The sequence below is a fragment of the Acidovorax sp. Leaf160 genome (assembly GCF_001424265.1).
Taxonomy (GTDB): Bacteria; Pseudomonadota; Gammaproteobacteria; order Burkholderiales; family Burkholderiaceae_C; genus Paracidovorax.
This window is the reverse complement of sequence record NZ_LMOV01000026.1, coordinates 214,547-240,206: the sequence shown is the minus strand read 5'-3', so window position 1 is coordinate 240,206 and position 25,660 is coordinate 214,547. Positions and strand designations below refer to the sequence as shown.

23 protein-coding genes are annotated in these 25,660 nt (G+C 68.2%); 3 read left to right on the top strand and 20 right to left on the bottom strand.

All coding sequences use genetic code 11. The annotated features are described in order from the left end of the window. Positions 1 to 198 precede the first annotated feature (198 nt). Positions 199 to 1,398, top strand: coding sequence for an EAL domain-containing protein (locus ASF94_RS17465; RefSeq protein ID WP_235505416.1), 1,200 nt, complete (start codon positions 199 to 201; stop codon positions 1,396 to 1,398). A 178-nt stretch (positions 1,399 to 1,576) separates the two neighbouring features. Here the strand turns inward: ASF94_RS17465 and ssb are convergent, their stop codons facing one another. Next, positions 1,577 to 2,149, bottom strand: coding sequence for a single-stranded DNA-binding protein (ssb, locus tag ASF94_RS17460; RefSeq protein WP_056669330.1), 573 nt, complete (start codon positions 2,147 to 2,149; stop codon positions 1,577 to 1,579). Positions 2,150 to 2,378: 229 nt separating this feature from the next. On the opposite strand from ssb, the gene ASF94_RS17455 reads away from it, so the two are divergent. Then, positions 2,379 to 3,785, top strand: a complete 1,407-nt coding sequence (locus ASF94_RS17455; RefSeq protein WP_056669452.1) for a chloride channel protein — start codon at positions 2,379 to 2,381, stop codon at positions 3,783 to 3,785. A gap of 13 nt (positions 3,786 to 3,798) precedes the next feature. Here the strand turns inward: ASF94_RS17455 and ASF94_RS17450 are convergent, their stop codons facing one another. Next, entirely contained in the window at positions 3,799 to 4,989 is a 1,191-nt protein-coding gene (locus tag ASF94_RS17450; protein WP_056669327.1) for an MFS transporter, read from the bottom strand. A 291-nt stretch (positions 4,990 to 5,280) separates the two neighbouring features. On the opposite strand from ASF94_RS17450, the gene uvrA reads away from it, so the two are divergent. Next, the gene (gene uvrA / locus ASF94_RS17445; protein WP_056669450.1) at positions 5,281 to 8,388 is read left to right on the top strand and encodes an excinuclease ABC subunit UvrA; all 3,108 of its coding nucleotides are present in this window, start codon (positions 5,281 to 5,283) and stop codon (positions 8,386 to 8,388) included. Between the two features lie 180 nt (positions 8,389 to 8,568). On the opposite strand, the gene ASF94_RS17440 is transcribed toward uvrA, so the two are convergent. From ASF94_RS17440 to ASF94_RS17365, 18 genes are all read right to left on the bottom strand, one after another. After that, positions 8,569 to 9,567 carry a TRAP transporter substrate-binding protein gene (locus ASF94_RS17440; protein ID WP_056669324.1) on the bottom strand — a complete coding sequence of 333 codons (999 nt, stop codon included), beginning with the start codon at positions 9,565 to 9,567 and terminating at the stop codon, positions 8,569 to 8,571. A 39-nt stretch (positions 9,568 to 9,606) separates the two neighbouring features. Next, the gene (locus ASF94_RS17435) at positions 9,607 to 10,563 is read right to left on the bottom strand and encodes an amidohydrolase (RefSeq protein ID WP_056669321.1); all 957 of its coding nucleotides are present in this window, start codon (positions 10,561 to 10,563) and stop codon (positions 9,607 to 9,609) included. Beyond that, a complete protein-coding gene (locus tag ASF94_RS17430; RefSeq protein WP_056669318.1) occupies positions 10,560 to 11,495 on the bottom strand; it encodes an amidohydrolase in 936 nt (311 codons plus the stop codon). The genes ASF94_RS17435 and ASF94_RS17430 overlap by 4 nt, the downstream gene beginning before the upstream one ends. Position 11,496: 1 nt before the next feature. Then, positions 11,497 to 12,495, bottom strand: coding sequence for a TRAP transporter substrate-binding protein (locus ASF94_RS17425; protein WP_056669315.1), 999 nt, complete (start codon positions 12,493 to 12,495; stop codon positions 11,497 to 11,499). 43 nt (positions 12,496 to 12,538) lie between these two features. Next, the gene (locus tag ASF94_RS17420) at positions 12,539 to 13,480 is read right to left on the bottom strand and encodes a YncE family protein (RefSeq protein WP_056669312.1); all 942 of its coding nucleotides are present in this window, start codon (positions 13,478 to 13,480) and stop codon (positions 12,539 to 12,541) included. Positions 13,481 to 13,498: 18 nt separating this feature from the next. Next, entirely contained in the window at positions 13,499 to 14,776 is a 1,278-nt protein-coding gene (locus tag ASF94_RS17415) for a TRAP transporter large permease subunit (protein ID WP_056669308.1), read from the bottom strand. 25 nt (positions 14,777 to 14,801) lie between these two features. Next, complete coding sequence (locus ASF94_RS17410) at positions 14,802 to 15,302, bottom strand: TRAP transporter small permease (RefSeq protein ID WP_056669305.1); 501 nt, start codon at positions 15,300 to 15,302, stop codon at positions 14,802 to 14,804. Between the two features lie 19 nt (positions 15,303 to 15,321). Then, positions 15,322 to 16,317: a TRAP transporter substrate-binding protein gene (locus ASF94_RS17405; RefSeq protein WP_056669302.1), complete on the bottom strand. Its 996-nt coding sequence runs from the start codon at positions 16,315 to 16,317 to the stop codon at positions 15,322 to 15,324. A 115-nt stretch (positions 16,318 to 16,432) separates the two neighbouring features. Continuing rightward, positions 16,433 to 17,362, bottom strand: a complete 930-nt coding sequence (locus tag ASF94_RS17400) for a dihydrodipicolinate synthase family protein (RefSeq protein ID WP_056669299.1) — start codon at positions 17,360 to 17,362, stop codon at positions 16,433 to 16,435. A gap of 29 nt (positions 17,363 to 17,391) precedes the next feature. Further along, positions 17,392 to 18,495, bottom strand: coding sequence for a substrate-binding domain-containing protein (locus tag ASF94_RS17395; RefSeq protein WP_056669297.1), 1,104 nt, complete (start codon positions 18,493 to 18,495; stop codon positions 17,392 to 17,394). A gap of 21 nt (positions 18,496 to 18,516) precedes the next feature. Next, a complete protein-coding gene (locus tag ASF94_RS17390; protein ID WP_056669294.1) occupies positions 18,517 to 19,608 on the bottom strand; it encodes an ABC transporter permease in 1,092 nt (363 codons plus the stop codon). 29 nt (positions 19,609 to 19,637) lie between these two features. Next, positions 19,638 to 21,203 (bottom strand): sugar ABC transporter ATP-binding protein, encoded by a 1,566-nt coding sequence (locus ASF94_RS17385; RefSeq protein ID WP_056669448.1) that lies wholly within the window; start codon positions 21,201 to 21,203, stop codon positions 19,638 to 19,640. Continuing rightward, the gene (locus ASF94_RS17380; protein ID WP_056669291.1) at positions 21,200 to 22,129 is read right to left on the bottom strand and encodes a YncE family protein; all 930 of its coding nucleotides are present in this window, start codon (positions 22,127 to 22,129) and stop codon (positions 21,200 to 21,202) included. Before ASF94_RS17380 ends, ASF94_RS17385 begins: the two co-directional genes overlap by 4 nt. Next, on the bottom strand, positions 22,126 to 23,034 hold the full coding sequence (locus ASF94_RS17375) for an SMP-30/gluconolactonase/LRE family protein (RefSeq protein WP_156382578.1): 909 nt from the start codon (positions 23,032 to 23,034) through the stop codon (positions 22,126 to 22,128). Before ASF94_RS17375 ends, ASF94_RS17380 begins: the two co-directional genes overlap by 4 nt. Next, a complete protein-coding gene (locus ASF94_RS21410) occupies positions 23,034 to 23,210 on the bottom strand; it encodes a hypothetical protein (RefSeq protein WP_156382577.1) in 177 nt (58 codons plus the stop codon). The genes ASF94_RS17375 and ASF94_RS21410 overlap by 1 nt, the downstream gene beginning before the upstream one ends. A 21-nt stretch (positions 23,211 to 23,231) precedes the next feature. After that, positions 23,232 to 23,387 carry a hypothetical protein gene (locus ASF94_RS21405; protein ID WP_156382576.1) on the bottom strand — a complete coding sequence of 52 codons (156 nt, stop codon included), beginning with the start codon at positions 23,385 to 23,387 and terminating at the stop codon, positions 23,232 to 23,234. Between the two features lie 50 nt (positions 23,388 to 23,437). After that, positions 23,438 to 24,610 carry an L-rhamnonate dehydratase gene (locus ASF94_RS17370; protein WP_056669287.1) on the bottom strand — a complete coding sequence of 391 codons (1,173 nt, stop codon included), beginning with the start codon at positions 24,608 to 24,610 and terminating at the stop codon, positions 23,438 to 23,440. Positions 24,611 to 24,643: 33 nt separating this feature from the next. Then, the gene (locus tag ASF94_RS17365; protein ID WP_056669283.1) at positions 24,644 to 25,645 is read right to left on the bottom strand and encodes a TRAP transporter substrate-binding protein; all 1,002 of its coding nucleotides are present in this window, start codon (positions 25,643 to 25,645) and stop codon (positions 24,644 to 24,646) included. Positions 25,646 to 25,660: the final 15 nt, after the last annotated feature.

The window sequence follows — 25,660 nt, the reverse complement described above, 5'->3', positions numbered from 1 at the left end:
GGAGGCCCACCGCACCGCCTGCCTGACGGAATCGCGACACATCTGTTTCAGCATGTCTTATCGGTATGCGAGTATCTGCAGATAGCTGATTTCCTTACAAATTTTGGAAGTGTTTGTTAAGGACTATCTGGCTACCTGTCGTCCGATCTGAAGGTTCCTATGCCGTTACATGGAAACCAGCCCGATTACAAAGATCCATTGGCTCCGTTTTTCGAGCACTCTGTGGGCGCGGCCGGCCTGGACCGGGTGCTGCAGGTGGTCCGGCGCCATCTGTCGATGGACGTCGCATTCATCTCCCGGTTCCGGGAAACCGACCGGGTACTGGACCACCTGAATGCCGAGCCGGGATGCGTGCTGCGGCAGGGCCAGGTGATTCCGCTGTCGGTGGGCTACTGCCAGAAGGTCTTCGAAGGCAACCTGCCCGGCTTTATCCCCGACACCGCGCGCGTTCCGGGCGCGGTGGAGATTCCGGAAACGGCGGAGATCCCCATCGGCTCGCACCTGAGCGCGCCCATCCTGCTCGAGAACCGGCGTGTCTACGGCACGCTCTGCTGCTTCAGCTACCAGCCGGTCCAGTCGCTGACCGAGCGGGACATGGAGGTGCTGCACGCCTTCGCGGAATTCCTGGGCTTCTACTTCGATGCCGAAGCCAAGCACGAGCTGCAGCAGGAGAACGTCGAGCGCGACGTCCGCATGGCGATGGCCGCAGACAGCCTGCGCATCGTCTTCCAGCCGGTCTACGACATCGCCAGGCGGCGCATCCATGGTTTCGAATGCCTCTCGCGGTTCGACGTCGAGCCCCGCCGCCCGCCCGACCACTGGTTCAATGCGGCGCACGGCGTGGGGCTGGGCATGGAGCTCGAACTGCTGGCCATCCGCAAGGCCCTGGCCGCCCTGCCCGCCTTTCCCGACAGCGTGCAGCTCAACGTGAACTGCTCGCCCGCGCTCATCATCTCGGGCACGCTGGAGCCGCTGCTCTACGACGGCACCGATCTGTCGCGCGTGGTGCTGGAAGTCACCGAACACGCCATCGTGACCGACTATGTGGCACTGGCCGAGGCGCTGGAGCCGTTCCGCGCCCGCGGTGCCGTGCTGGCCGTGGACGACGCGGGCGCGGGCTACTCGAGCATGCGCCACATCCTCAACCTGCAGCCCGAGGTCATCAAGCTCGACATCAGCATCACCCAGTCCATCGACCGCGACAACCACCGCCGGGCCCTCGCCAAGGGCCTGATCAGTTTCGCGCACGAGATCGGCAGCCTGATCGTGGCCGAAGGCGTCGAGAAGGCGCCCGAACTGGACGTGCTGCGCCAGCTGGGCGTGGACTATGCGCAGGGCTACTACCTGGCCCGGCCGCTGTCGCTCGACGACGCGTTGTACCGGGCGCGGGAGGATTGACCGGCGCCGCGCGGGCGGCCGTGCGCCGTGCCCAGGCTGCGCTGAAATGCCCTGGCCTTGCGCCAGCGCGGCCCTCCAGCGCCCTGGCACGGCGGCGCGTGGAAGAAAAAAACCCCGCAGGCCGGCAGGCATGCGGGGCGTTCGCGGGGCAGGCCGGCGCTGGCCTGCCGGTCGTTCGTCAGAACGGAATGTCGTCGTCCATGTCGTCGAAGCCCGACGCGGCGCGCGGTGGCTGGGCGACGGGAGCGGGCGCAGGGCGCGGCGCAGGCGCGGGCCGGGGCGCGGCACCCTGGGGCGCAGCGCGGCGGGCCGGTGGGGCGCTGTTGCCGCCGCCGCCATAACCGTCATCGCCACCGCCGCCGTAGCCGCCGTCGTCATAACCGCCGCCGCCACCGCCCTGGCCGCCGCCCATGCCCTGGCGGCTGCCCAGCATCTGCATAGTGTCGGCGCGGATCTCGGTGGTGAATTTCTCCACGCCGGCCTGGTCGGTCCACTTGCGGGTGCGCAGCGAGCCTTCCACGTACACCTGCGAGCCCTTGCGCAAATACTGGCCCACGATCTCCGCCAGACGGCCGTTGAACACGATGCGATGCCACTCGGTGGCTTCCTTGTTCTCGCCGGTGTTCTTGTCGCGCCAGCGGTCGGTGGTGGCGATGGTGACGTTGGCGACCTGGTCGCCGCTCGGGAAGGTGCGCATCTCGGGGTCGCGCCCGAGATTGCCGACGATGATGACTTTGTTGACGGATGCCATGGTGTGAACGGGGCCTGTAGAGAATGGTGGTGGAAAGGCACTACGGCCTGCGCGGCGGCCACGGGGGCGCCGCGAAGAGGGATCGGGGATTGTGCCCCAAGCGGCCAAGGCTTGCGCGCCCGCCCCGGGCGCAGCGGACGGCGCCGCATCGGGTGCCACAATGGTCCTCTCCCTCGCCGCCCACCCGCGCTTTCTTCCGGACAGCTTCGCGCCGGCCTCCCTCTTCGCCATGCAACGAGAACCCGACTTCCTGGACAACCTGCGCTCGGAACTGCGCGACGGCCGGCGCTGGCTCGACCGCAGCATCGTGCTGGCCTACGCCGTGGCGGCCGGCCTCAGCGTCGTGGTGTTCACCATGCTGGCGGAATGGGCGTTCGGCGTGTTCGAGCGCATCTTCCACTCGGGCCACGGCTGGGCCGTGCTGCTGTGGACTCCCGCGGTGACGGCGGCCGTGGTCTGGGCCACGCGTCGCTGGGTGCCGGGTGCCTCCGGCTCGGGCATCCCGCAGGTGATCGCGGCGCTGGAGCCGGGCCTCACCGAACCGCAGCGCGGGCGTTTCGTGTCGCTGCGGCTCTCGGCTGCCAAGATCCTGCTGTCCAGCGCGGGCTTCATGGCGGGGCTGTCGATCGGGCGCGAGGGCCCCTCGGTGCAGGTCGCGGCGGGCGTCATGCACCACGCGCGCCGCTGGTTCGGTCCGCGCTCGGGCATCACCGCCCACGCGCTGCTGGTGGCCGGCGGCGCGGCGGGCATCGCCGCAGCGTTCAACGCGCCGCTGGCGGGGGTGGTGTTCGCCATCGAGGAGCTCTCCCGCAAGCTTGAATCGCGCAGCAGCGGGCTGATCATCGCGGCCATCGTGCTGGCCGGCCTGATGGGCGTGTCGGCGTTCGGCAACCTCAGCTACTTCGGGCGCATCCAGGTGCCCCGGCTGGGCTGGGAGGCACTGCTGCCGGGCCTGGCGGTGTCGCTCGCCTGCGGCGTGCTGGGCGGGCTGTTCGCCAAGCTGATGGCCGCATCGCTCACGGGGTCGCCCGACCGCTTCAACCGCTGGCGCGCGCGCTGGCCGGTGCGGTTCGCGGCGGCGGGCGGCCTGGCGATCGCGGTGATCGGGCTGGTCACGGGCGGGGCCACGTTTGGCGCGGGGTCCGAAGCCGTCAAGCACATGCTGGCCGGCCAAGCCGACGTGCCGGCCTTCTACGTCACACTGAAATTCATCGCCACCTGGCTCTCGGCCTGGGTGGGCGTGCCGGGCGGCATCTTCGCGCCGTCGCTGTCCATCGGCGCGGGCGTGGGCCACAACGTGGCGCTGCTGGCCGGGGGCGACATCGCGCCCTCCATTGCGCCGGCCCTCATCGCCATGGGCATGGCCGCCTTTCTGGCGGCGGTCACGCAGGCGCCGCTCACGGCGTTCATCATCGTGATGGAAATGGTCGACGGCCACGCCCTGGTGCTGAGCCTCATGGCCTCGGCCATGCTGGCCAGCCTGGTGTCGCGCATGCTGGCGCGGCCGCTCTACGAAACGCTGGCCGCCTCGATGCTGAGCGCCGCGCACCTGCCCGATCCGCCCGACCCTGCTGCGTCGGTCCAACCGGAGTCGGCTGACGCGCCCGGCTCCGGCCGCCCGCCGCCAGCGCGCTGAGCGGGCAAGCGCATCAATGGCGGCCCCGGCCAGCCTGCGGCGGCACGGGGCGCATGCCCCAGGCCACCGCCAGCCAGCCGAGGCAGAGCAGCCCGGTCACCAGAAACAGCACCGGCGCACCGCCCCAGCGCAAGACGCCGCCCCCCAGCGCCCCGCCCGCGAAAAGCCCCAGCGACTGCAGCGTGTTGTACGTGCCCAGCGCCGCGCCGCGCACGGCGGGTGGCGCAGTGCGCGACACCAGGCTGGGCTGGCTGGCCTCCAGCGCGTTGAATCCGCAGAAGAAGAGGAACAGCAGTCCGCCCAGCGCCCACAGGCTGGCCGGCGTGCCAGCCGCGGCGGCCCAGCCCAGGCCGGCCTGCACGATCAGCACCAGGCCGATGGCGCCCAGCAGCGCCCCGCGCAGGCGGCCCGCGCGTTCCAGCGCGAACAGGCCCCCCATGGCCGCGAACGACAGCACCACGGCGGGCAGGTAGAGATGCCAGTGCGCGTTCTTGGGCAGCCCCGCCTGCACCAGCAGGGCGGGCACGGCCACCCACATGGCCAGCTGCACCGTGTGCAGGGCGAACACGCCAAAATTCAGCCGCAGCAGCTCCGGCTGGCGCCAGACGTCGGCCAGGCGGCCGCGCGGCAGGTCGGCATGGCGTGCAGGCTCGGGCGGCACCACCCACAGCACCACCGCAATGCCGGCCAGCGCCAGCGCGCAGGTCAGCCCGAAGATGCCGGCCAAACCGAAGCGCGCCGCCAGCGGCGGCGCGGCCACCAGCGCCACGGCGAACATCAGCCCGATGCTGCCCCCCACCAGCGCCATGGCTTTCGTCCGCACCCCGTCGCGCGTCTGATCGGCCAGCAGCGCCGTGACGGCGGCAGAGACGGCGCCCGCGCCCTGCAGCGCGCGGCCCCAGAGCAGCCCGGTGAGCGAATCGGCCAGCGCCGCCAGCAGGCTGCCGCCGGCGAACACCAGCAGGCCCAGCACGATGACCCGCTTGCGCCCGAACCGGTCCGACGCCAGGCCCAGCGGCAACTGCAGCACGGCCTGGGTGAGGCCGTAGATGCCCATGGCCAGCCCCACCAGGGCCGGATCGTCGCCGCCCGGGTACTTGCGCGCCTCCAGTGCGAACACGGGCAGCACCAGGAAGAGCCCCAGCATGCGCAGCGCGAAGATCAACGCCAGGCTGACGCTGGAGCGGCGCTCCAGCGGGGTCATGGTGGTGGCTGAGGTTCCAGCGGGGGAGGGGGAAGCCGCCGGGGAAGAGGGCGTGGAAGGTTGCTGCTGCACGGTGCGCGCGCTGGTGTGGCGAAGGTCGTGGGGCCAGGAGAAGCCGGGATTCTCGCGCATCGTCCCGGGCGCGGCGGCACCTGGGTGGGGTTTTTGCATCAAAACAGCCTGTGGCGCTTATTCCATCGGCGCTTGTAGCTATATGTTTAATAGCATCTCGGCAGGCGTGGCGACCAGGCCGATGGCCACGGCCAGCACGCGCTGGGGCGCTCACCTATGATGGCCGGTTGCCCTTTTGAATCGCCTGCTGCCGTGACTTTTCCTGCCCACGATGACGCCGCCCCTTCGGCCCAGCCCGAGAGCGGCACCTACCTCGCCCGCGCCCTGCGCGAGCAGCGCATCAGCATCCGCGGTGCGCGCACGCACAACCTGAAGAACATCGACCTGGACCTGCCGCGCAACCAGCTCGTGGTGATCACCGGGCTGTCGGGCTCGGGCAAGTCCAGCCTGGCGTTCGACACGCTCTATGCCGAGGGCCAGCGCCGCTACGTCGAGAGCCTGTCGGCCTATGCGCGGCAGTTCCTGGGCCGGCTCGACAAGCCCGACGTGGATCTGATCGAAGGCCTCTCGCCCGCCATTTCCATCGAGCAGAAGGCCACCAGCCACAATCCGCGTTCCACCGTCGGCACGGTCACCGAGATCCACGACTACCTGCGCCTGCTGTACGCGCGCGCCGGCACTCCCTATTGCCCTGAGCACGGCCTGCCGCTGTCGGCGCAGACGGTGAGCCAGATGGTGGACAGCGTGCTGGCGCTGCCCGAGGACACGCGCCTGATGGTGCTGGCGCCGGTGGCGCGCGACAAGAAGGGCGAGTTCACCGAGCTCTTCACGCAGATGCAGGCGCTGGGCTACGTGCGCTTCCGCGTGGACGGCCAGATCCACGAGGTGGAGAACCTGCCGCAGCTGAAGAAGACCGAGAAGCACGACATCGACGTGGTGATCGACCGGCTGAAGGTGCGCCCCGATGCGCAGCAGCGCCTGGCCGAGAGCTTCGAGGCCGCGCTGCGCGTGGGCCATGGCGCGAGCGGCGCCGACGGCAACGGCCGGGTGCTGGCGCTGGAGATGGATTCGGGCGCCGAGCACCTGTTTTCCAGCAAATTCGCCTGCCCGGTCTGCGGTTTTTCGCTGCCCGAGCTGGAGCCGCGCCTCTTTTCGTTCAACGCACCCATGGGCGCCTGCCCCACCTGCGATGGCCTGGGCCAGCAGGAGGTGTTCGACCCCGCGCGCGTGGTGGCCTTCCCTTCTTTAAGCCTGGCCAGCGGCGCGATCAAGGGGTGGGACCGGCGCAATGGCTATTACTTCGCCATGCTGGAGAGCCTGGCCCGGCATTACGGCTTCGATGTGGAAGCGCCCTTCGAGTCGTTGCCCGAGCGGGTGCAGCACGCCGTGCTGCAGGGCTCCGGCGACGAAGAGATCGCCTTCAGCTACATCCTGGACAGCGGCGCCAACAAGGGCAAGGCCGTCATCAAGAAGCACCCGTTCGAGGGCATCCTGCCGAACATGGCGCGGCGCTACCGCGAGACCGATTCGGTGGTGGTGCGCGACGACCTGGCGCGCCTGCGCAGCACCCAGCCCTGCCCCGATTGCCACGGCACGCGCCTGCGGCTCGAGGCGCGCCATGTGCGGGTGGGCGAGGGCGAGCAGTCCCGCGCCATCTATGAAGTGAGCCGCGCCACGCTGTCGGAGGCGCTGGCCTGGTTCCACGCGCTCAGCCTCACCGGCGCCAAGGCCGAGATCGCCGGCAAGGTGGTGCGCGAGATCGCCACGCGCCTCACTTTCCTGAACGACGTGGGCCTCAACTACCTGAGCCTGGACCGCAGCGCCGAGACGCTCTCGGGCGGCGAGGCCCAGCGCATCCGCCTGGCCAGCCAGATCGGCTCGGGCCTGACGGGCGTGATGTACGTGCTCGACGAGCCCAGCATCGGCCTGCACCAGCGCGACAACGACCGCCTCATCGCCACGCTGCAGCATCTGCGCGACATCGGCAACAGCGTGATCGTGGTCGAGCACGACGAAGACATGATGCGCGCCGCCGACCATGTGGTGGACATGGGCCCGGGCGCCGGCGTGCACGGCGGCCGCGTGATGGCGCAGGGCACCTACGACGAAGTGCGCGCCCATCCCGAATCGCTCACCGGCCAGTACCTGTCGGGCACGCGCACCATTCCCGTGCCCGCGCGGCGCACGCCCTGGCTGCCGGTGCTGGAACAGGCTGCCGCGCCCGAGCCCCGGAAGGCTTCGGGCAAGCCGCGCTTTCCCGAGACCGATGCCAGCCGCCGCCGTGCCGAGCGGCTGGCCGAGCACCGCGCCACCCAGGGCCGGCTGCAGGCCCTGCGCGTGGTGGGCGCCAGCGGCCACAGCCTGAAGGACGTGAGCGTCGAATTCCCCGTGGGCCTCTTCACCTGCGTGACGGGCGTCTCGGGCTCGGGCAAGAGCACGCTGGTCAACGACACGCTCTACGCCGCCGTGGCGCGCCAGCTCTACCGCGCGCACGACGAGCCCGCGCCGCACGAGGCCATCGAAGGCATCGAATACTTCGACAAGGTCATCAACGTCGACCAGTCGCCCATCGGCCGCACGCCGCGCAGCAACCCGGCCACCTACACGGGCCTGTTCACGCCCATCCGCGAACTGATGGCCGAGACCAACACCGCCAAAGAGCGGGGCTACGGGCCGGGCCGCTTTTCCTTCAACGTGGCTGGCGGCCGCTGCGAGGCCTGCCAGGGCGACGGCGTGGTCAAGGTGGAGATGCACTTCCTGCCCGACGTGTACGTGCCCTGCGACATCTGCCACGGCCAACGCTACAACCGCGAGACGCTGGAAGTGCTGTGGAAGGGCAGGAACATCGCCCAGGTGCTGGACCTGACGGTGGAAGACGCGCACGCCTTCTTCCAGGACGTGCCCACCATCGCCCGCAAGCTGCAGACGCTGCTGGATGTGGGGCTGTCATACATTCGCCTGGGCCAGGCCGCCACCACGCTGTCGGGCGGCGAGGCCCAGCGCGTGAAGCTGGCGCAGGAGCTATCGAAGCGCGACACCGGCCGCACGCTCTACATCCTGGACGAGCCCACCACCGGCCTGCACTTCGCCGACATCGACCTGCTGCTGAAGGTGCTGCACCAGCTGCGCGACGCGGGCAACACCATCGTCGTGATCGAGCACAACCTCGACGTCATCAAGACGGCGGACTGGATCATCGACATGGGCCCGGAGGGCGGCGCCGGTGGCGGCACCGTGGTGGCGGAAGGCACGCCCGAGGACGTGGCCGCGAACCCGGCCAGCCACACCGGGCGGTATCTGCAGCCGTACCTGAGCCGGACGGTGTGAACGGACTGGGAGCACGCCTGCCGGAGGGGGCTGGCTGCGAAGCGTGGCCGACAAGCAGTGCTCAGGGGGCAATCACGGCTCACCCAACCCGGCGGAGCGGTCCGGGCCAGGCGCTGCATCCGAGGCCGTGGGGCATCTCGGCAGGATGTGCAGCGGCGCCTGATGGCGGCCGGGAGCGCCTCAAGGCCTGCGTGCCTGTTCGATCGCCGCGAAGAACTCGCGCGCGGTGTCCTCCCCGGCGCCGGTCGTGTACTTGGCGATGACGGGTTGCAGCCTGGTGCGCATGCGGGCGCGTTCCTCGGGCGCGACGTCATTGATCTGCATACCCAGCCGGGCCAGTTCAGCGCGCAGTTGGGCATTGAGTGCGCGGCTCGCGGCGCGCTCGTACGCGGTGGCTTCGGCAGCCGCGGCCTGCACGGCCTGCTGGTCCGCAGGCGAGAGCCGGTCCCAGAACTTCTTCGAGGCAATCAGTGCGAGCGCGTCGTAGGCGTGACCCGTGGTGGAGAGGTATTTCTGCACGTCATAGAACTTCTGGGCATGCACCACCGTGTACGGGTTCTCCTGCGCATCCACGGCGCGCGACTCCAGCGCGGTGAACAGCTCGGTGACCGCCATGGGCACTGCATTCGCGCCAAGACCGCTGAACATGTCGATGTAGAGGCTGTTCTGCATGGTGCGGACCTTCAAGCCCGCCAGATCTTCGGCGCGCTCGATGGGGCGCTTGTTGTTCGTCACGTTGCGAAAGCCGTTTTCCCAGAAGGCCAGGCCCACCAGGCCACGTTCGGGCAGCCGCCCAAGCAGCTTGCGGCCGAAGGGGCCGTCGAGCACGGCATCCGCCTCCCTTTCGCTGGCGAACGAAAAGGGCAGGCCCAGCACGCCGAAATCCTTGACCAGCCCAGCCAACGTGGCGGTCGAGGGCGCAGCGAACTCCTGTGTGCCGCCCTGTAGCGCGGCCTGCATCTGCAGATCGCTGCCCAGCTGTCCGCCCGAATACACCGCAATCTTGATGCGGCCCGCCGTCCTGGCCTCCACCCGTTCCGCGAACTTGCGGGCGCCCAGGGTCTGCGGGTGGCTGTCGGGCAGGCTGGTGCCGAAGCGGGCCTTGATCTCCTGCGCACCAGCCAGGGCGCTGGCGGCAATGGCCGTGGCGGCCAGGGCGATTCTCCAGAAGGGGCGCATGGTCGTGGTCTCCTGTGGGGGTTGTGCAAGCCGGCGCAGTCAGTCGATCCTGTAGAGCCCGGCCGCGTTGTCGCAGAACAGGGCCAGCCTCTGATGTGCCGGCCGGGCGGCTGTCAGCTGCTTGAAGCCTTGAAAGATCTGGTCGAGTGGCGCTACCAGCGAATCGACTGGGTAGTTGCTGGCGAACAGGCAGCGCTCCCAGCCGAAGATGCTGATCGCGTCGTGCACCACGGGGGCCTGCAGCTCCGGCGTCCAGCGGCGGCCGGGCACGCCCAGGCCCGAGATCTTGAGGAAGACGTGCGGCTCGCGCGCCAGCGCTTCGAGCGCGGCGCGCCAGGCGGCCAGCGATTCGGCGTCGCGCTCGGCAGGCAGGCCGGCGTGGTTCACCACGATGCGGGTGCGCGGGAAGTCGCGCGCCAGCTCCGCGGCTTCGGCGAAATGCCACCAGGGCGCCTGCAGCTCGAACATCAGCCCGGCCCCTTCGAGCCGCGCATAGCCGGAACGCCAGCGCGGGCAGCGCATGGAGCCCCGCGCGGCGTAGCCCGCTTGGTGCTCGCAGCGCGGCACGCTGCGCGGCTTGTGGCGCACGCTGCGCACCAGCGGCATGCCGGCATAGGCCGCCAGCTGCACGTCCCACGCCGGGGCATCCAGCCAGGCCTGGGCGGCCAGGGCGTGCGGCTTGCCCGTCCGGCGGGCCAGATCTTCCACCCACTGCGCCTCACCGATGGGGTCGCGCGGGTCCCACTCGCCTTCCATCAAGACATGGCGCAGCACCCGGTGCGCGCCCTGCGCTGCCTGGTAGTGAGCAGGCAGGAAGTCGCAGCGGATGGCACGGTAGTCGCCATAGCGGAACGCAATGGGCGGCTCCTGCTGCAGCCAGGGGTGGGGGTTGCGGCCCAGATCCCAGAAGTGGTGATGGGCATCGACGATGGGCAACAGCCGGTCGTCCTGCGCAGCCAGGAACTCCTCGCGTGCGGTCTGCAGGTCGGCGTTCATAGGCAGATCCGGTAGAAGCGCAGCGCGTTGACGCACATCACGGCATGTTGTCGATCCGTGCCGAGGTAGGCGGTCATGCGGCGCATGGCAGCCACCAGTTCCGGGTAGCGGATGCGCAGGCCCGCCACGGGAAAGTTGCTGGCGAACATGCAGCGCTCCCAGCCGAAGATGTCCAGCGTCTCGCGCACGATGCGCCCGTTGTCGGCCTCGATCCAGGGGCTGTCGCGCAGGCCGAATTCCGACAGCTTGACGTGGACGTTGGGCTCGCGCGCCAGCCTCTCCATGCCCTGGCGCCAGCGCTGCATGCCGGCTTCGCTGCGGTCCCAGGCGAAGCCGTGGTGGTTGAGCACGATGGCCAGTCGCGGGAACATGGCGGCCACTTCGGCCGCCTCGGCCAGGTGCCAGCTGGGCACGCGCAGGTCCCAGCTCAGGCCCAGCTCGGGCAGCAGGGCCAGGCCCCGCAGCCAGGCTTCGTCCTGCAGGGTGCCCGGCTGGCCCCGCACGCTCGCGTCCGGCGTCGGCGCCGTGACGGGCTTGCTGCGGATGCCGCGCACCAGCGGATACCGAAGGTGCTCGCGCAGGCGCTCCTCGGTCTCCGGGCGGTCCAGCCAGGCATGGGCCACGACTGCGTTGGGAAAGCCATGCTCGGCGTGCTGGCGATGCAGCCACGCGGTTTCGGCCACCTGCTCGCCCCGGTCGCGCTCGGCCTCGACATGCACCGTCGCCACGACGTTGCAGCCGGCACTCGCCGCGCGGTAGTGCGCAGGCAGGAAATCCTGGCACAGCGCGCGGTGCTCGCCCAGGAAGAAGCGCCCGGCATCGTAGTCCTGCTGCAACCAGGGGTAGCGGCCCTCGTCGAAGCTCCACAGGTGATGGTGGGCATCGACCACCGGCGGGTCGGCCGCTGGCTCGTCATGCGCGTCCAGGCTCATGTCAACGCGCCTGCAGCACGGCGTCGATCAGCTGCCGCCCGTACTTGTCGGCGAACATCTGCTGCGTGGGCTCGGCCACCAGCTTGCGGAAGGGCTCGGCGTCCACGTTCTCCTCCACCTGCATGCCCTGGGACCGCAGGAACGCGATGTCACCGGCCTCGCTCTTCTTGATCAGGTCGCGCTGGAAGGTGGCGGCTGCGCGGGCCGCATCGACCAGCGCGCTCTGCTGCTCGGGCTTGAGCGCCGCGAACTTCGCCTTGTTCATCACCACCGGCATGGCGGTGTAGGCGTGGCGCGTGAGGGACATGTGCTTTTGCACCTCGAAGAGCTTGTTGTTGCGCACGATGTTGACCGGGTTCTCCTGCCCATCCACCGCCTTGTTTTCCAGCGCCGTGAACACCTCGGCCAACGGCATGGGCGTGGGCGTGGCGCCCAGGATCTGGAAGGCCTTGATGTGCGCCGGGTTCGGCGTGGTGCGGATCTTCAGGCCCTTCACGTCCTCGGGCACGCGCACCGCGCGGCGTGAATTCGTCAGGCTGCGGAAGCCCACCTCCCAGTAGGCGAGGCCCTTCATGCCGTGGCCTTCCAGCTCGTCGAGCAGGCCCCGGCCGATGGGGCCGTCCAGCACCTTGTAGGCGTGCTCGGTGCTGGTGAAGAGGTAGGGCAGGTCCAGCACGTTCATGCGGCCGACCATGCCGGTGTAGTAGGGCGTGCCCGATGTCGCCAGATCGATGGTGCCGCCGCGCACGGCGCCGATCACGGTGTTGTCGTTGCCCAGCGCGCTGGAGCCATAGACCTGCACCTCGATCTGGCCCTGGGTGCGGGCCTTGACCTGCCGGGCGAACTCCAGCGCCGCCAGGTGCTGGGTTTCGGTCTCGGCGCCCGAATGCGCCATGCGCAGCTTCATGGCCGGCGCCTGGGCCTGCGCAAGAGGTGCGGCAGCCAGCAGCGCTGCGGCGGCGCAGCCCGCCAGGGTGCGGAGGAAGTGGTGTCGTTGCATGCGTGTCTCCTGGTCTCGTGAGGTGTCGGGCGTATGCGCTGTGTCAGGCGATCCAGAGGTAGGAGGAGTCGGGCTCGCGCAGCGTGGCGATCTCCTGCTCGAAGGCGAAGCTGTCCAGGTTCAGGCGGCGCACCTTCTCGTCCTGGAACGAGATGTAGGCGGCGCGCTCCTTCGGGTGGAACGACAGCGCCAGGGGGCTGGCCGGCAGCTCGACGCAGCGCTGCTCTTTCAGGTCGGTGCCGAACACCGACAGGCTCTGCTCGCCCGAATTGGTGGTGAGCAGCCGGTCCTGCCCGTCGCTGCCCACATAGCGGTAGACGCGGTTCGGGTCGCGCCGGGTCTTGCCCGAGGCCACCACCGCCATGCGCGCCGTGTCGATCGCCACCAGCGTGTCGTCGCCCCGGTTGGCCACGTAGAGCAGCGATTCGTCGGCCGACAGCACGTTGCCTTCCGGCACCGGGCCGGGCACCACGGCCACCGGCGTGAAGGTCGGGTCGTTGGGCCGGATCTTGGTGACGGTGTTCGACAGCAGATTCAGCGCATAGGCCGTCTCGGCATCGCGCGTCAGCGCGAACAGGTGGGTCTTGTAGCCGCCCGAGGGCACGGCCAGGTCCGGCACTTGCCGCTGCAGCGGCTCGGAAAATCGCAGCAGCACGTTGTGTGCCTCGGACATGGCAAAGAGCCGGCCCCGGCCGTCCACCGCCAGCCCGTGGGGGCGGTAGAAGGGCCAGAGGTTCAGCGTCTTCACGTGCTCGCGGCGCTGCAGGTCGATCACGAACACCGAGTGCCCGCCCTCGTCGCCGAGGTGGCTGGCGGTCTCGATGCCGTAGTGCCCGACGTAGGCGAGCTGGCGCACCGGATCGACGACGAATTCATGCGGGAAGTTGGGCACCACGATGTGCTTTTCTGCGCGGCCGCTGGCGGCGTCGTAGAAGCTGAAGGTATGGGCGCATTTCTGCACCAGCAGGAGGGTTTCGCGGGTCATGGGGAAATACCTTTCAGGTCAGCGGAACCAGCTGGCTGGCACCGTGATGAGCTGCGGGAACAGCACGAAGAGAAACATCAGGAGGGTCTGCGCCAGCAGGAAGGGCCAGACGCCCTTGATGACGTCGTCCAGCTTGGTCTTGGCCACGCCGGCCACCACGTTCAGCACCGTGCCCACGGGCGGCGTGAGCAGGCCGATGGCGTTGTTCATGATGAACATCACGCCGAAGTAGATCGGGTCGATGCCTGCCTGCTTGATCACCGGCATCAGGATGGGCGTGAGGATCAGCACCGTGGGCATCAGGTCCAGCGCCGTGCCCACCACGATCACCAGGATCATGATGACGAACATCAGCAGGATCTTGTTGTCCATGAAGGGCTGCAGCAGCGCCGTGGCCTGCGAGGGGATGTCCGCGATGGTGATGAGCCAGGCCGACACCAGGGCGGCGGCCACCAGGAACATCACGGTGCTGGAAGTCTTGGCCGCCACCAGCATCAGGTGCGGGATCTGCCGGAGCTTGAGCTCGCGGTAGACGAAGAGGCCCGCCAGCAGCGCGTAGACCACGGCCACCACGGCGGCTTCCGTCGGCGTGAAGATGCCGAACTTCATGCCGCCGATGATCACGCCCGGCAGGATCAGCGCCCAGATGCCGTCGTAGAGCGCCCGCGCCAGCACGCGCGCGTCGAAGGGACGGCCCGGCGCCACGTTCTCCTTCTTCGCGCACAGCCACCAGGTGAAGGCCAGGGCCAGCGCCATCATGATCCCGGGGAAGATGCCCGCGAGGAACAGCTTGGTGATGGACAGCTGCGCCGCCACGCCGAACACCACGATGGGGATGGACGGCGGCACCACCGGCGCGATGATGCCCCCGGCGGCGATGAGGCCCGAGGCGCGCGGCACGTTGTAGCCGGCGTTGCGCATCATCGGGATCAGCAGCGCCGCCACGGCGGCCGTGTCGGCCACGGCCGAGCCCGAGATGCTGGCCACGATCAGGCAGGCCAGGATGGCCACGTAGCCCAGGCCGCCGCGCACGTGGCCCACCAGGGCCTCGGCCACCGTGACGATCCGGCGCGACAGGCCGCCGGCATTCATCAGTTCGCCGGCCAGCATGAAGAACGGCACGGCCATCAGCGGATAGTTGTTCACGCCCTCGAGCAGGTTCTGCGCGAGGATCTGGGTGTCGAAATTGCCCAGGTGGACCATCAGCGCCACGCCACAGGCCAGCAGCGAGAACGCGATGGGCATGCCCAGGGCCATGCTGCCCAGAAGCGCGATGAGGAAGACGGCGATCGTCATGGGGTGTTCCTTGTGCGTTCGTCCGTCATTCGCCGGCGCTCACGGAGCGGGGCACCAGTTCCTCGCGCGGCATGCGGCCCGTCACCTGGCGCCACAGCGAATGCGCCAGCAGCAGGGCCATGCCGACGCTGCTGATCAGCAGCGAGAGGAACACCAGTCCCAGGGGCACGCCCGTGACGGGGGCGGCGTTGTCCATGCCGATCACCACCTGCGCCCAGGTGCCGTGCGCCAGCAGCAGGCAGCAGGCCAGCGTGAGCGCGTCGGACAGAAAGCGGCAGATGCGCTGGCCTTGCTCGCCCAGCCGGTCGATGAGGCTGGACATGCCCAGGTGGGCGTTGTCCTTCATCACCACCAGCGCGCCGATCAGCGTGAGCCACATGAAGACGAAGCGCGACACCTCCTCGGAGAAGACGATGCCGGAGTTGAAGAAGTAGCGCAGCACGACGTTGCCGAACACCAGCACCACCATGACGGCCAGCAGCACGATCAGCAGCCCTTCGGCCGCGCGCGTGACGAGGGTTTTCATGTCGGGATTCCCTGCGCCTTCACTTGACCGCGTCCACGGCATTCAGCAGCTCCGGCCCGTTCTTGGCCACGAACGACTGGCGCACCGCATCGCCCACGATGGCGCGGAAGGGCGCCGGATCGAAGGTCTCGATCACGTTCATGCCGTGCTTGCGCAGCTCGGCCAGGATGCCTGGCTCGTTCTTCTGGTTGAGCTGGCGCTGGAACAGCTTGGCGTCGTTGGCCGACGCCAGCAGCACCTGCTGCAGCGCGGGCGGCAGGGCGTCGAACTTCTTCCGGTTCATCACCACCGGCATCGCCGTGAAGGCGTGGCGGCTCAGCGTGAGCTGTTTCTGCACCTCGTAGAACTTGGCCGCGTAGGTGATGTCCACCGGGTGTTCCTGCGAGTCCACCGCGCCCGACTCCAGCGCCTGGTACAGCTCGCCCAGCGGCATGGGGATGGGGTTGGCGCCCAGCAGCTTCCAGGCCTGGATATGCGTGGGGTTGGGCGTGACGCGGATCTTCAGGCCCTTGACGTCCTCGGGCTTGGTCACCGGGCGGTTCTTGGTGGTGATGGAGCGGAAGCCCACCTCCCAGAACGCCAGCTGCTGGAGGTTGTGCGGCTCCAGTTCGCGCGCCAGGCGCTGGCCGACATCGCCGTCCACCGTGGCGTAGGCGTGTGCCGGGTTGCGGAACAGGAAGGGGATGTCCAGCACGTCGAACTTGGACGACATGCCCGAGAAGTTGCCGCTGCCGGCCATCATCATGTCGATGGTGCCGCCGCGCACCGCGCCGATCACCGTGGAGTCGTTGCCGAGCTGGCTGCCGGGGAACACCTGCACCTCCAGCTTGCCGCTGCTGCGTTCCTTGACGAGGCGCGCGAACTCCAGCGCCGCCAGGTGCTGCGACGCCGTCTCTGGCCCGGCATGGGCGAATCGGATCTTGGTGGGCGCCGTCTGCGCCGCGGCAGGTGCCGCCAGCGTGGCTCCCAGCGCCAGGGCAGCCCATACCGTCTTGAGAAAAGCGAGTCGTTTCATGGTGGTCTCCGTTGTTGTCGTGTTTGTCATTGCCAGGAAAACGCGGTCCGCAGGGAAAGGGACCGGTGCGGGGAGCCCCCTCCCGGAAGGTGGCGGCAGGGGGGTAGGTGTGCGCTCAGCGTGCCCAGCGCAGCACCAGCGGATCCAGCCGGCGCGCGATGTCGATCAGTTCGCGCCGGGTCTCGGGGTGCATGGGCGGCCAGGGCGCGCGCGGTGCGTCGCATGCGATCACGCCGCCTTCCTTCATCAGCGCCTTGGCCGCGAGGAAGCCCGCCTGCCGGTTCTCGTGGTTGATGAGCGGCAGCCAGCGCTGATACTGGGCGAAGGCCGCGTCCCGGTCGCCCGCGCGGTGCGCTTCGATGATGGGGCGGATGCCGTCGGCGAAGCCGCCGCCCGTCATCGCACCGGTCGCGCCGGCCTCCAGGTCGGCCAGCAGGGTGATGGCCTCCTCGCCGTCCCAGGGGCCTTCGATGGCCTCGCCGCCCAGGGCGATGAGTTCGCGCAGCTTGTTCGCGGCGCCGGCCGTCTCCATCTTGAAATAGCTGACCTGCTCGATCTCGCGGGCCATCTTCGCCAGCAGGGCCGGCGGCAGCGGCGTGCCGGCGGCGGGCGCGTCCTGGACCATGATGGGGATGTCGATCGCATCGGACACCCCCCGGTAGAACGACTGCACGGCCGCCTCGCCGAAGCGGAACGTGGCGCCGTGGTAGGGCGGCATCACCATCACCATGGCCGCGCCCATGTCCTGCGCGCGGCGGCTGCGCTCGGCGCACACCTTCGTGCTGGTGTGGGTGGTGGTCACGATCACCGGCACGCGGCCGGCAACGTGCTCCAGCGCCGTGCGCGTGAGCAGTTCGCGCTCGTCGTCGGCGATCAGGAACTGCTCGGAGAAGTTGGCCAGGATGCACAGGCCATCGACGCCACTGGCGATCATGAAGTCCAGGCAGCGCTTCTGGCTGGCCAGGTCCAGCGTGCCGTCTTCGTGGAAGGTGGTGGGCACCACCGGGAAGATGCCGCGATAGCGCGGCTGGGAGAGTCCGGCCATGTAATGTCCTCGTTGAATGGGAAAAAAGATCAGCGGCCCCAGATGGACTGGTAGGCCTTGCGGTAGCCGTTGTCGGGATCGAACTGGTTGCTCGGGCCGCCGTCGTTCTTGATGTTGTCCGCCGTCACCAGGTGTACGGGCGTGGAGTAGCCGCTGGGCTTCTCGCCCGCCATGGCGCGGTTCGCCTCGTCCACCATCTGCCAGCCGTGCAGATTCAGCGGTTCGGGCACGGTGCCCGCCTTGTAGCGCCGGCTGCGGATCCGCTGGTAGGCCGATGCCGAGCCGTCGCCGCCCGAGAGGTTCTTCATCTCCTTAGCCTCGCCGCCCGCAGCTTGCAGCGTGGGGCCGATGAAGTCGAAGTACAGGTCGTTGATGCCCAGCGAATACGTCCACTTGGCTCCGTGGCGTTGCAGCAGCGAGGTGGTGAGCTGCGGCATGCGGTTGGAGGTATCGGCCAGTGGCGTGTCTTCCACGCCCAGCAGCGTGCAGCCCGTGCAGCGCTTGATGACCTCGGCCATGGCGTTGGACTTGGCGATCGCCACCGAGTAGGCCGAGTCGGTGAATATCACCACGCCGGCCTTGCCTTCCGACTTGGCCACGGCATACAGGGCGGCGATGTCGGCCACGTCCTGCGCATTGGTCGTCACGTTGTAGAACAGGCCGTCCACGGCGCCCGCGTCCTTGGCCGCGTGCCAGCCCACGACGGGAATGCCGGCCCTGCCCGCCGACTGCACGCCGCTGCCTTGCTCCTTGGCGTCGAAGCCGCCGAGCAGAATGCCGTCGGGCTTGAGTGCAATCGCCTGGTTGAATGCGGCGGTGCGGCCCTGCACCGAGCCCTGGCCGTCGAGCACTCGGATCTTCCAGCCCAGCAGCTTCACTGCTTCTTCCACGCCCTTTGACACGCCGAGCACGCCACCGTTGCGCATGTCGGAGGCGACAAAGACCAGGGTCTTGCCCGGGGCGGCCTTGGGGCCGGTGGTGGGACCGTCCCACTGGTTGACCGGGGCCGTGGCGGCGGCCACTTTCTGCTTGGCCGCGGCCAGGAAGTCGTCGGCCTGTGCGGTGCAGGCGAGACCGCCGAGGGCCAGTGCTGCGATCAGGGGTTTGAACGCCCGTGTGAATGAGGTCGCCATTGCTTTGTCTCCTTGTAAAAATCAGTCTTTTTTGTCTGTGGGCGTGGTGAGGGCCTGCGCCATCTGCTGCTGCGCAATGCGCCGCTTGATGGATTGGCCGCGCTTGCGCTGGGCGTAGCCCGCGATGCCGATGGACACCAGCAGCGTCAGCCCGTTGAACAGCGGCTCCACGAAGAACGCGCCGCCGAACTGCTGGATGCCCGAGATACCAACGGCCAGGATCGCCACGCCCACCAGACTGCCCCAGACGTTCACGCGGCCGGGCCGGATGGTGGTGGAGCCCAGGAAGGCGCCCACCAGCGCGGGCAGCAAGAATTCCAGCCCCACGCCCGCCTGGCCGATCTGTAGCCGCGAGGCCAGCACCACCCCGGCAAAGGCCGAGAGCAGGCCAGAGGTCATGAACGCCCCGATCACGCACTTCTGCAGCGGTATGCCGTTGAGCACGGCGGCCTTGGGGTTGGAACCGATCACGTACAGCGCGCGGCCTATGGGGGTGTGCTCGCTGATGAGCCATAGCACCACGGCGGCGGCCAGCACGTAGAAGGCGGTGACGGGCAGGCCCAGCAGCTCCCCGCCCGCGATGTTCACGAAGCCGTCAGGCAGGTCGCCCAAAACCTGCCGCCCGCCGCTGTGCCACAGCGCCAGCGCGTACAGCACGGTGCCGGTGCCCAGCGTGGCGATGAATGAGTCGATCTGCGCCTGTTCCACCAGAATGCCGTTGAGCAGCCCGAACAGCGCTCCGCAAGCCAGCACGATGAGCACCGCCGCGGGCCAGGGCAGGCCGAACTGGGTTTGCAGGCTGATCGCCAGGATGTGCCACAGCACGATGCCGTAGCCCACGGTGAGATCGATCTTGCCCGTCATCATCGGCACCGTGGCGGCCAGCGCCAGCAGGGCGATGACCGATTTGTCGCTCAGGATGGAGCGCAGGTTGAACAGCGTGGGAAAGGTGGCGGGCAGTAGCAAGGAGAACAGTACGATCAGCCCCAGCGTGAGCGCGGGCAGGCCATAGACCGGCACCTGGCGGCCGATGGCGCCTAGCAGGCCGCCGCTACGCTCTCCAGTGCTGGGATCGGGTTCCAGCGCCGTCGCGCGGATGGATGATGTGCTCACGGGGAATCTCCTTTTTTGTCTCTTGAAACTCAGACGGCCAGCGCTTCCGGGGCCATTGGCGCTGGCATTTCTCCGGCGGAAGCAGTGAGCAGCTGCGCGATGCCCAACTGCTCTCCCATCAGTTCGCTGGCCACCTGCCCGCTGCGGAAAACCAGGGCGCGGGTGCAGACCTTGGCGACCTCCTCGAAGTCGGTGGAGACCACCAGCACGCAGATGCCCGCCTCGGCCTGCTGGCGCAGCAGCTCGTAGATCTGGTGCTTGGCGCCAACGTCCACGCCGGCGGTGGGCTCCTCCAGGATCAGCAGCGGCTTGGCCAAGTGCATCCAGCGTGCCAGCACCACCTTCTGCTGGTTGCCGCCGCTCAGGTTCTGCACGTCGGCATGGGGCGCGGGCGGGTTCACGTCGAAGCGCTGGATCAGCTCGCGCGCCGTGGCCGCTTCCTGGTCGGGGCGGCGGCGCGTCAGCAGGCTGCCTTGCGTCAATGCGGGGTTGGGGAACAGGTTTTCCTGCACCGAGAGCGCGGGGCCGAGGTTTTCCTCCAGCCGGTCCGCCGCGACCAGGGCCACGCCAGCGGCAATGGCCTCATCCGGGGTGCGGGCGTGGTAGCGGCGAGCCAGCAGGTGGATGCTGCCTTTGGCAATGTCGGACAGGCCGAACAGTGCGCGGCTCACGGCCTCGTGCCCCGCACCGCGCAGGCCGATAAGGCCAAGCACCTCGCCGCGCCGCGCAGCAAAGCTCACCGGCCCGGCGTTGGCGCTGCAGAGACCGTTCAGGCGCAGCACCTCGGGCGCATCAGCGGCAGGCACTCGGGCCTTGGCGCTGACGCCTTCCATCTTGCGGCCCACGATCAGCTCTACCAGCTCGGCGGTGCTCGATTGCGCCGTGCTGCGTACGCCGACCAGGCGGCCGTCGCGCATGACGGCGGCGCGGTCGGACAGCTCCATGATCTCGTCGAGCCGGTGCGAGACATAGACCATGGCCACGCCGCCCTCGCGCAGGCGGCGCAGCACGGTAAAGAGGCGCTGCACGTCGCTCATGGGCAGGCTGGCGGTGGGTTCGTCCAGCACCAGGACGCGGGCCTGCGTGTCCAGCGCGCGACCGATGGCGAGCAGCGATTTTTCGGCGCGCGAGAGGGTGAACACGCGACGGAGTGGGTCGATGTCGCAGCCCACGTGGGCCAGCACGCGGCGGGCGCGCTCGTTGACGGCCTTCCAGTCGATCAGGCCGAAGCCCAGACCCCGACGCCTGGGAAAGCCCATGCCGATGGCGATGTTCTCTGCCACCGTCATCCACTCCACCAGGCCCAGGTCCTGGTGGATGAAGGCGATGCCTTGGCTGTCCTTGGGCTTGGCGCGCCATTGGGCTTCGGCCTGGCCCAGCAGCTCAATGCTGCCGCTGTCGGCGGCATAGACCCCCGCCAGCATCTTGATGAGGGTGGATTTGCCCGCGCCGTTCTCTCCCAGCAGCGCCAGCACTTCGCCGGCGTAGAGGTCTAGCGACACGCCATCGACGGCCAGCGTGCCGCCGAAGCGCTTGGACAGGCCATCCAGCCGCATCACGGGTTGAGGGGTGGGCGTCGCGGCTGCGCTGTTCATGGCTGCCACACTTTCGACACGTCGGGCTCGCACTGGGTGGCGATGAAGCGCTCGAACCGAAGCGTGTCCAGGTTCAGGTAGCCGAGCCGGTCGTCGTCCTGGCTGACGAAGGCGAGCGGGCGGCTGGGGTGCAGGCTCAGGGCAATGGCACGCGCCTGCATGGGGATGTGGGCCAGCTCCATCAGCGTGTTCGGATCGACCACGCTGATGGAACGCTCGCCGTAATTGGTGGCGAGCAGGCGGCCATCGCGGCACAGGTAGAGGCGGGTGGCGTCGTCGCGGCTGGGCGCGGTGTACATCACCTGCATGGTGGCGGTGTCAATGGCCGCGAGGTTTTTGCTCCAGCGGCAGGTGACGTACAGCGTTTTTTCGTCGGCGGAGAGCGCATAGCCCTCGGGCTTGTCGCCGGGTGCGCAGGACACGGGGGCGAAGGTGGCGTCGTGAGGCCTGATCTTGGTGACGGTATGCGACAGCAGGTTCATTGCATACGCGGTCTGGCCGTCGCGGGTGAGTGCGAACAGGTGCGACTTGATGCCGCCGGTGCTCACTGCGCGGCGCGGCGCGGTGTCGGTGGCGGGTTGATCCAGCACGGCGAGCTGGGCGCGGTCTTCGCTCAGGGCGTAGAGGCGGCCGGCATCGTCCATCTGCATTCCGTGCAGGCGATTGAAGGGCGCCAGATCGATGGTGCGCGCCAGGCGGCGTTCGGCCAGGTCGATCTGGAAAATGCTGGTGCCGCCCGCGCCCAGGTGGCCCGAGGTCTCCACGCCGTAGTGGCCCACGTAGGCGTAGCGGTGCGCGGCGTCGACCACGAATTCATGCGGGAAATCAGGCAAGGCCACACTGGATAGGCGCTGGCCGCTATCCAGATCGTAGTAGCTGAAGCAGTGGCTGCACTTTTCCACCAGCAACAGGATTTCGGAACTCATGCTTTGTCCTCCAGGGTAATGCGGTAGAGCGAGGTGCTGGCCGCAATGAAAATCTGGCCTGCGCCGCCAAAGCACAGGTTGCCCACTTTCTCGGGCACGGCAATGCGCGCGAGCAGGCTGCCGTCGGGGTGATAGACCTGCACGCTGTCTTCACTGCTGGTGTAGAGCCAGCCCTGGGCATCGACACGGAAGCCGTCGGGCAGGCCGGGACTGACCTGCGCAAACACGCGCGGGTGGGCGAGGTGGTTGCCGGGCAGCACGTCGAACACGGCGATGTGGTGGTGGCCCTGGCCGGGCGAGGCCAGGGCAGCCGAGGTGTCGGACACATACAAGAGCCGCTCATCGGGCGAGAAGGCCAGGCCGTTGGGCTCCTGCACCCAATCGCTGGCGGCGCGCAGCTCGCGCTTGGCGGCGTCCCAGCAGAACACATGGTTCGCGGCCTGCTCGCGCTCGGCCTGATGGCCTTCGCGGTCGCTCAGAATGCCGTAGGGTGGGTCGGTGAACCAGATCGTGCCGTCGCGCTTGACCACGATGTCGTTGGGCGAATTCAGACGCTTTCCCTGGTAGCGGTCGACGACGATTTCATCGGGCGTACCGGCCAGCAGACGGCCGTTCTTCAAGGGTGTGCGCACGATGGCGCGCAGCCCGTGCGAGCAGTGCAGCAAGTCGCCGTTCGCATCCAGCGTGTGGCCGTTGGTGAATTCCACGTTCTCGCGCCATACCGCCATACCGTCCGCATCCGACCAGCGCAGCATGCGGTTGTTGGGGATGTCGCTCCACAGCACGGCCTGCTCACCGGGCAGCCAGACGGGGCCTTCGCTCCAGACGGCGCCGGTGCAGAGCTTTTCCAGGCGTGCATCGACTGCGAAGCGCGCAGCGAAACGGGTGTCCAGGACTTCGATCATCAGCAGTCCTCGTTGATGTTCGTGAACGGACTGTTCCTGGCGCGCAGGTAGTCCTTGTGGTTATTGAAGTTTTCGGGGACGGCAAAGCCCTGCGTGCGCAGCGCGGCGCAGGTCCCGTTGAGGTGCCTGGTGGCATCCGGGGCCCGGTTGCCGATGTGCTTCGGGGTGTTCTTCATCCACTCGATGCCAAGGCGGATCTACTCGCCCCCGGTGCCGGCGGGAATCCGCGCGGTATCGGGCTCGCGCCAGGGCTGGCGTTCTCGCTTTTCGTACTTGGTGCGCAATGCGCGCGCCTGTTCGGTGCCCACGCTGTCGCCCTGCCCTGCAGGGGCTGACGTCGACGGCCCTGGCATGGCTGTACATGGCTGCGGAGGGACAGCGAACAGGCGGCGCACGGCGCGCCTCACTCGGTGATCTGGAACTGGTCCAGGTACTCGGTCTTGAGCGTCAGGCCCAGGCCGGGGACGTCGTCGCGCAGCTGCAGGAAGCCGTTCTCCGCGATCGGCTCGCCGTCGAAGATGTACCAGAACAGCTCGTTGCCCACTTCCACGTCGTGGATGGGGAAGTACTCCGCCATGGGCGAGGCCAGCGTGCTCATGGTCAGGTGGTAGTTGTGCATCTGGCCGGCGTGCGGGATCACCGGCACGCTGTAGGCCTCGCACAGCGCGTTGATCTTGTGCGCCGCGGTGATGCCGCCCACGCGGTTGGTGTCGTACTGCACGACCGAGACGGCCTTCTTGTCCAGCAGCTGCTTGAAGCCGTACAGGCTGAATTCATGCTCGCCGCCCGAAATGGGGATGCTGGTGAGCTGGTTCAGCTCGGCATAGCCGTCGATGTCGTCGGCGATCACCGGCTCCTCCAGCCAGCGCGGCTCGAACTTCTCCAGCTTCGGCAGGATGCGCTTGGCGTATTCCAGGTTCCAGCCCATGTAGCACTCGAGCATCAGGTCGGTGTCGTAGCCGATCACTTCGCGCACCGCCTCGACCGACTTGAGGTTCTCCTTCACGCCTTCCTGCAGGTGCGCCGGGCCGTAGCCGAAACGCATCTTGAAGGCCTTGAAGCCCTGGTCCAGGAACTTCTGCGCCTCGTCCTGCATTTCCTTCAGGTCGGTGCGGTAGAGCTTGCTGTAGTAGCAGGGGATCTTTTCCTTGGTGCGGCCGCCCAGCAGCTTGAACACGGGCTTGCCCACGCTCTTGCCCAGGATGTCCCAGATCGCCAGATCGACGGCCGAGATTGCCGCCATGGTCACGCCCTTGCGGCCCCAGGCATGGGTGGCGCGGTACATGCGCTGCCAGAGGTATTCGTAGTCCCACGGGTCCTGGCCGACGACCAGGGGCGCGAGGTATTCGTCGATGATGGCCTTGGCGATCCGGGGCGCCAACGCCACGTTGCCCAGGCCGACGATGCCGTCGTCGGTCTCGATCTCCACCACCGTCCACGAGTGGAAGCGGAAGGTGGCCATGGTCTCCTTCTTGGAATAGAGCAGGTCCATGGCGTTGGAGCAGAAATTGCCTTGAGGCGGAACGGTTTTGCCCTTCCATTCATAGACGCGGGCGCGGACGGATTTGATCTTCATGGTGTGGTCTCTTGGATGATGGGAACGAAGGGGTTACTTGGCGGCGCGGCTCCGGGCCAGCTGCTGCTGGGCCTGGTCTACAAGATCGGCGCCGATCTCCGTGGTGTAGCGTTCGGTCACGGGCGCGAGGCGTGCACGCATCTTCTGCACCTCGGCGGGCGCGAGTGGCGTGACGGTCATGCCTTCCTTCCTGAGCTTGTCGGTCAACTCGGCCGTCATGCGGCGGCTCAGCGTGCGCTGCCAGTCGCGCGCCTCGGCGCAGCTGTCGCGCAAGGCCTCCCGTCCGGGCGCGTCGAGCTTGTCCCAGGTGCTCTTGGCCATCAGCACCACGTAGGGCGCATAGGCGTGGTTGGTTAACGTGACGTATTTCTGGACTTCGTAGAACTTGTTCGAATGGATGATGGCTATCGGGTTTTCCTCGGCGTCGATAGCGCGGCTTTCCATAGCGGTGTACAGCTCGGTGAACGGCATGGGGATCGCGTTGGCGCCCAGCGTCTTGAAAGCGTCGATGTAGACCGGGTTCTGCATCACCCGCAGCTTCAGTCCCGACAGGCCCGCCATGTCCTTGATCTCGTTCCGGCTGTTGGTCACCTGGCGGAAGCCGTTTTCCCAGTAGCACAGGCCGACCATGTTCTTGGGCTGGGCCAGTGCCAGAAGCTTGGTGCCGACCGGGCCGTCGAGCAGCGCGTCGGCCTCCTGTTCGCTCTGCAGCAGAAACGGCAGATCGAACAGCAGGTATTCCTTGATCATCGTGGCCACCGGCGCGGTGGAGGTGATGACCAGATCCTGCACGCCACCGCGCACGGCGGCGATCATCTGCGCCTCGGAGCCGAGCTGGGTGGCCGCGTAGACCTTCATCGTGAGCTTGCCGCCGGATCGCTTCTCGAGAATCTTGGCGAACTGGATCGCGCCCTGACCCAGCGGGTGTTCTTCCGCGATGCCGTGACCGAGTCGCAGCGGCTTGGTTTGCGCCATTGCGCTAGCGGCCAGGCATGCAGCGGCCACGGCCGCCGCGATCGTGCGGACAATTTTCATGGGTTTGCCTCCGGG

Bases quoted from the DNA above. Each gene is read 5' to 3' on its own strand.
- ssb (WP_056669330.1), bottom strand. From the start codon at position 2,149: ATGGCATCCGTCAACAAAGTCATCATCGTCGGCAATCTCGGGCGCGAC.
- ASF94_RS17455 (WP_056669452.1), top strand. From the start codon at position 2,379: ATGCAACGAGAACCCGACTTCCTGGACAACCTGCGCTCGGAACTGCGC.
- ASF94_RS17450 (WP_056669327.1), bottom strand. From the start codon at position 4,989: ATGACCCCGCTGGAGCGCCGCTCCAGCGTCAGCCTGGCGTTGATCTTC.
- uvrA (WP_056669450.1), top strand. From the start codon at position 5,281: ATGGCCGGTTGCCCTTTTGAATCGCCTGCTGCCGTGACTTTTCCTGCC.
- ASF94_RS17440 (WP_056669324.1), bottom strand. From the start codon at position 9,567: ATGCGCCCCTTCTGGAGAATCGCCCTGGCCGCCACGGCCATTGCCGCC.
- ASF94_RS17435 (WP_056669321.1), bottom strand. From the start codon at position 10,563: ATGAACGCCGACCTGCAGACCGCACGCGAGGAGTTCCTGGCTGCGCAG.
- ASF94_RS17430 (WP_056669318.1), bottom strand. From the start codon at position 11,495: ATGAGCCTGGACGCGCATGACGAGCCAGCGGCCGACCCGCCGGTGGTC.
- ASF94_RS17425 (WP_056669315.1), bottom strand. From the start codon at position 12,495: ATGCAACGACACCACTTCCTCCGCACCCTGGCGGGCTGCGCCGCCGCA.
- ASF94_RS17420 (WP_056669312.1), bottom strand. From the start codon at position 13,480: ATGACCCGCGAAACCCTCCTGCTGGTGCAGAAATGCGCCCATACCTTC.
- ASF94_RS17415 (WP_056669308.1), bottom strand. From the start codon at position 14,776: ATGACGATCGCCGTCTTCCTCATCGCGCTTCTGGGCAGCATGGCCCTG.
- ASF94_RS17410 (WP_056669305.1), bottom strand. From the start codon at position 15,302: ATGAAAACCCTCGTCACGCGCGCGGCCGAAGGGCTGCTGATCGTGCTG.
- ASF94_RS17405 (WP_056669302.1), bottom strand. From the start codon at position 16,317: ATGAAACGACTCGCTTTTCTCAAGACGGTATGGGCTGCCCTGGCGCTG.
- ASF94_RS17400 (WP_056669299.1), bottom strand. From the start codon at position 17,362: ATGGCCGGACTCTCCCAGCCGCGCTATCGCGGCATCTTCCCGGTGGTG.
- ASF94_RS17395 (WP_056669297.1), bottom strand. From the start codon at position 18,495: ATGGCGACCTCATTCACACGGGCGTTCAAACCCCTGATCGCAGCACTG.
- ASF94_RS17385 (WP_056669448.1), bottom strand. From the start codon at position 21,203: ATGAACAGCGCAGCCGCGACGCCCACCCCTCAACCCGTGATGCGGCTG.
- ASF94_RS17380 (WP_056669291.1), bottom strand. From the start codon at position 22,129: ATGAGTTCCGAAATCCTGTTGCTGGTGGAAAAGTGCAGCCACTGCTTC.
- ASF94_RS17375 (WP_156382578.1), bottom strand. From the start codon at position 23,034: ATGATCGAAGTCCTGGACACCCGTTTCGCTGCGCGCTTCGCAGTCGAT.
- ASF94_RS21410 (WP_156382577.1), bottom strand. From the start codon at position 23,210: ATGAAGAACACCCCGAAGCACATCGGCAACCGGGCCCCGGATGCCACC.
- ASF94_RS21405 (WP_156382576.1), bottom strand. From the start codon at position 23,387: ATGCCAGGGCCGTCGACGTCAGCCCCTGCAGGGCAGGGCGACAGCGTG.
- ASF94_RS17370 (WP_056669287.1), bottom strand. From the start codon at position 24,610: ATGAAGATCAAATCCGTCCGCGCCCGCGTCTATGAATGGAAGGGCAAA.
- ASF94_RS17365 (WP_056669283.1), bottom strand. From the start codon at position 25,645: ATGAAAATTGTCCGCACGATCGCGGCGGCCGTGGCCGCTGCATGCCTG.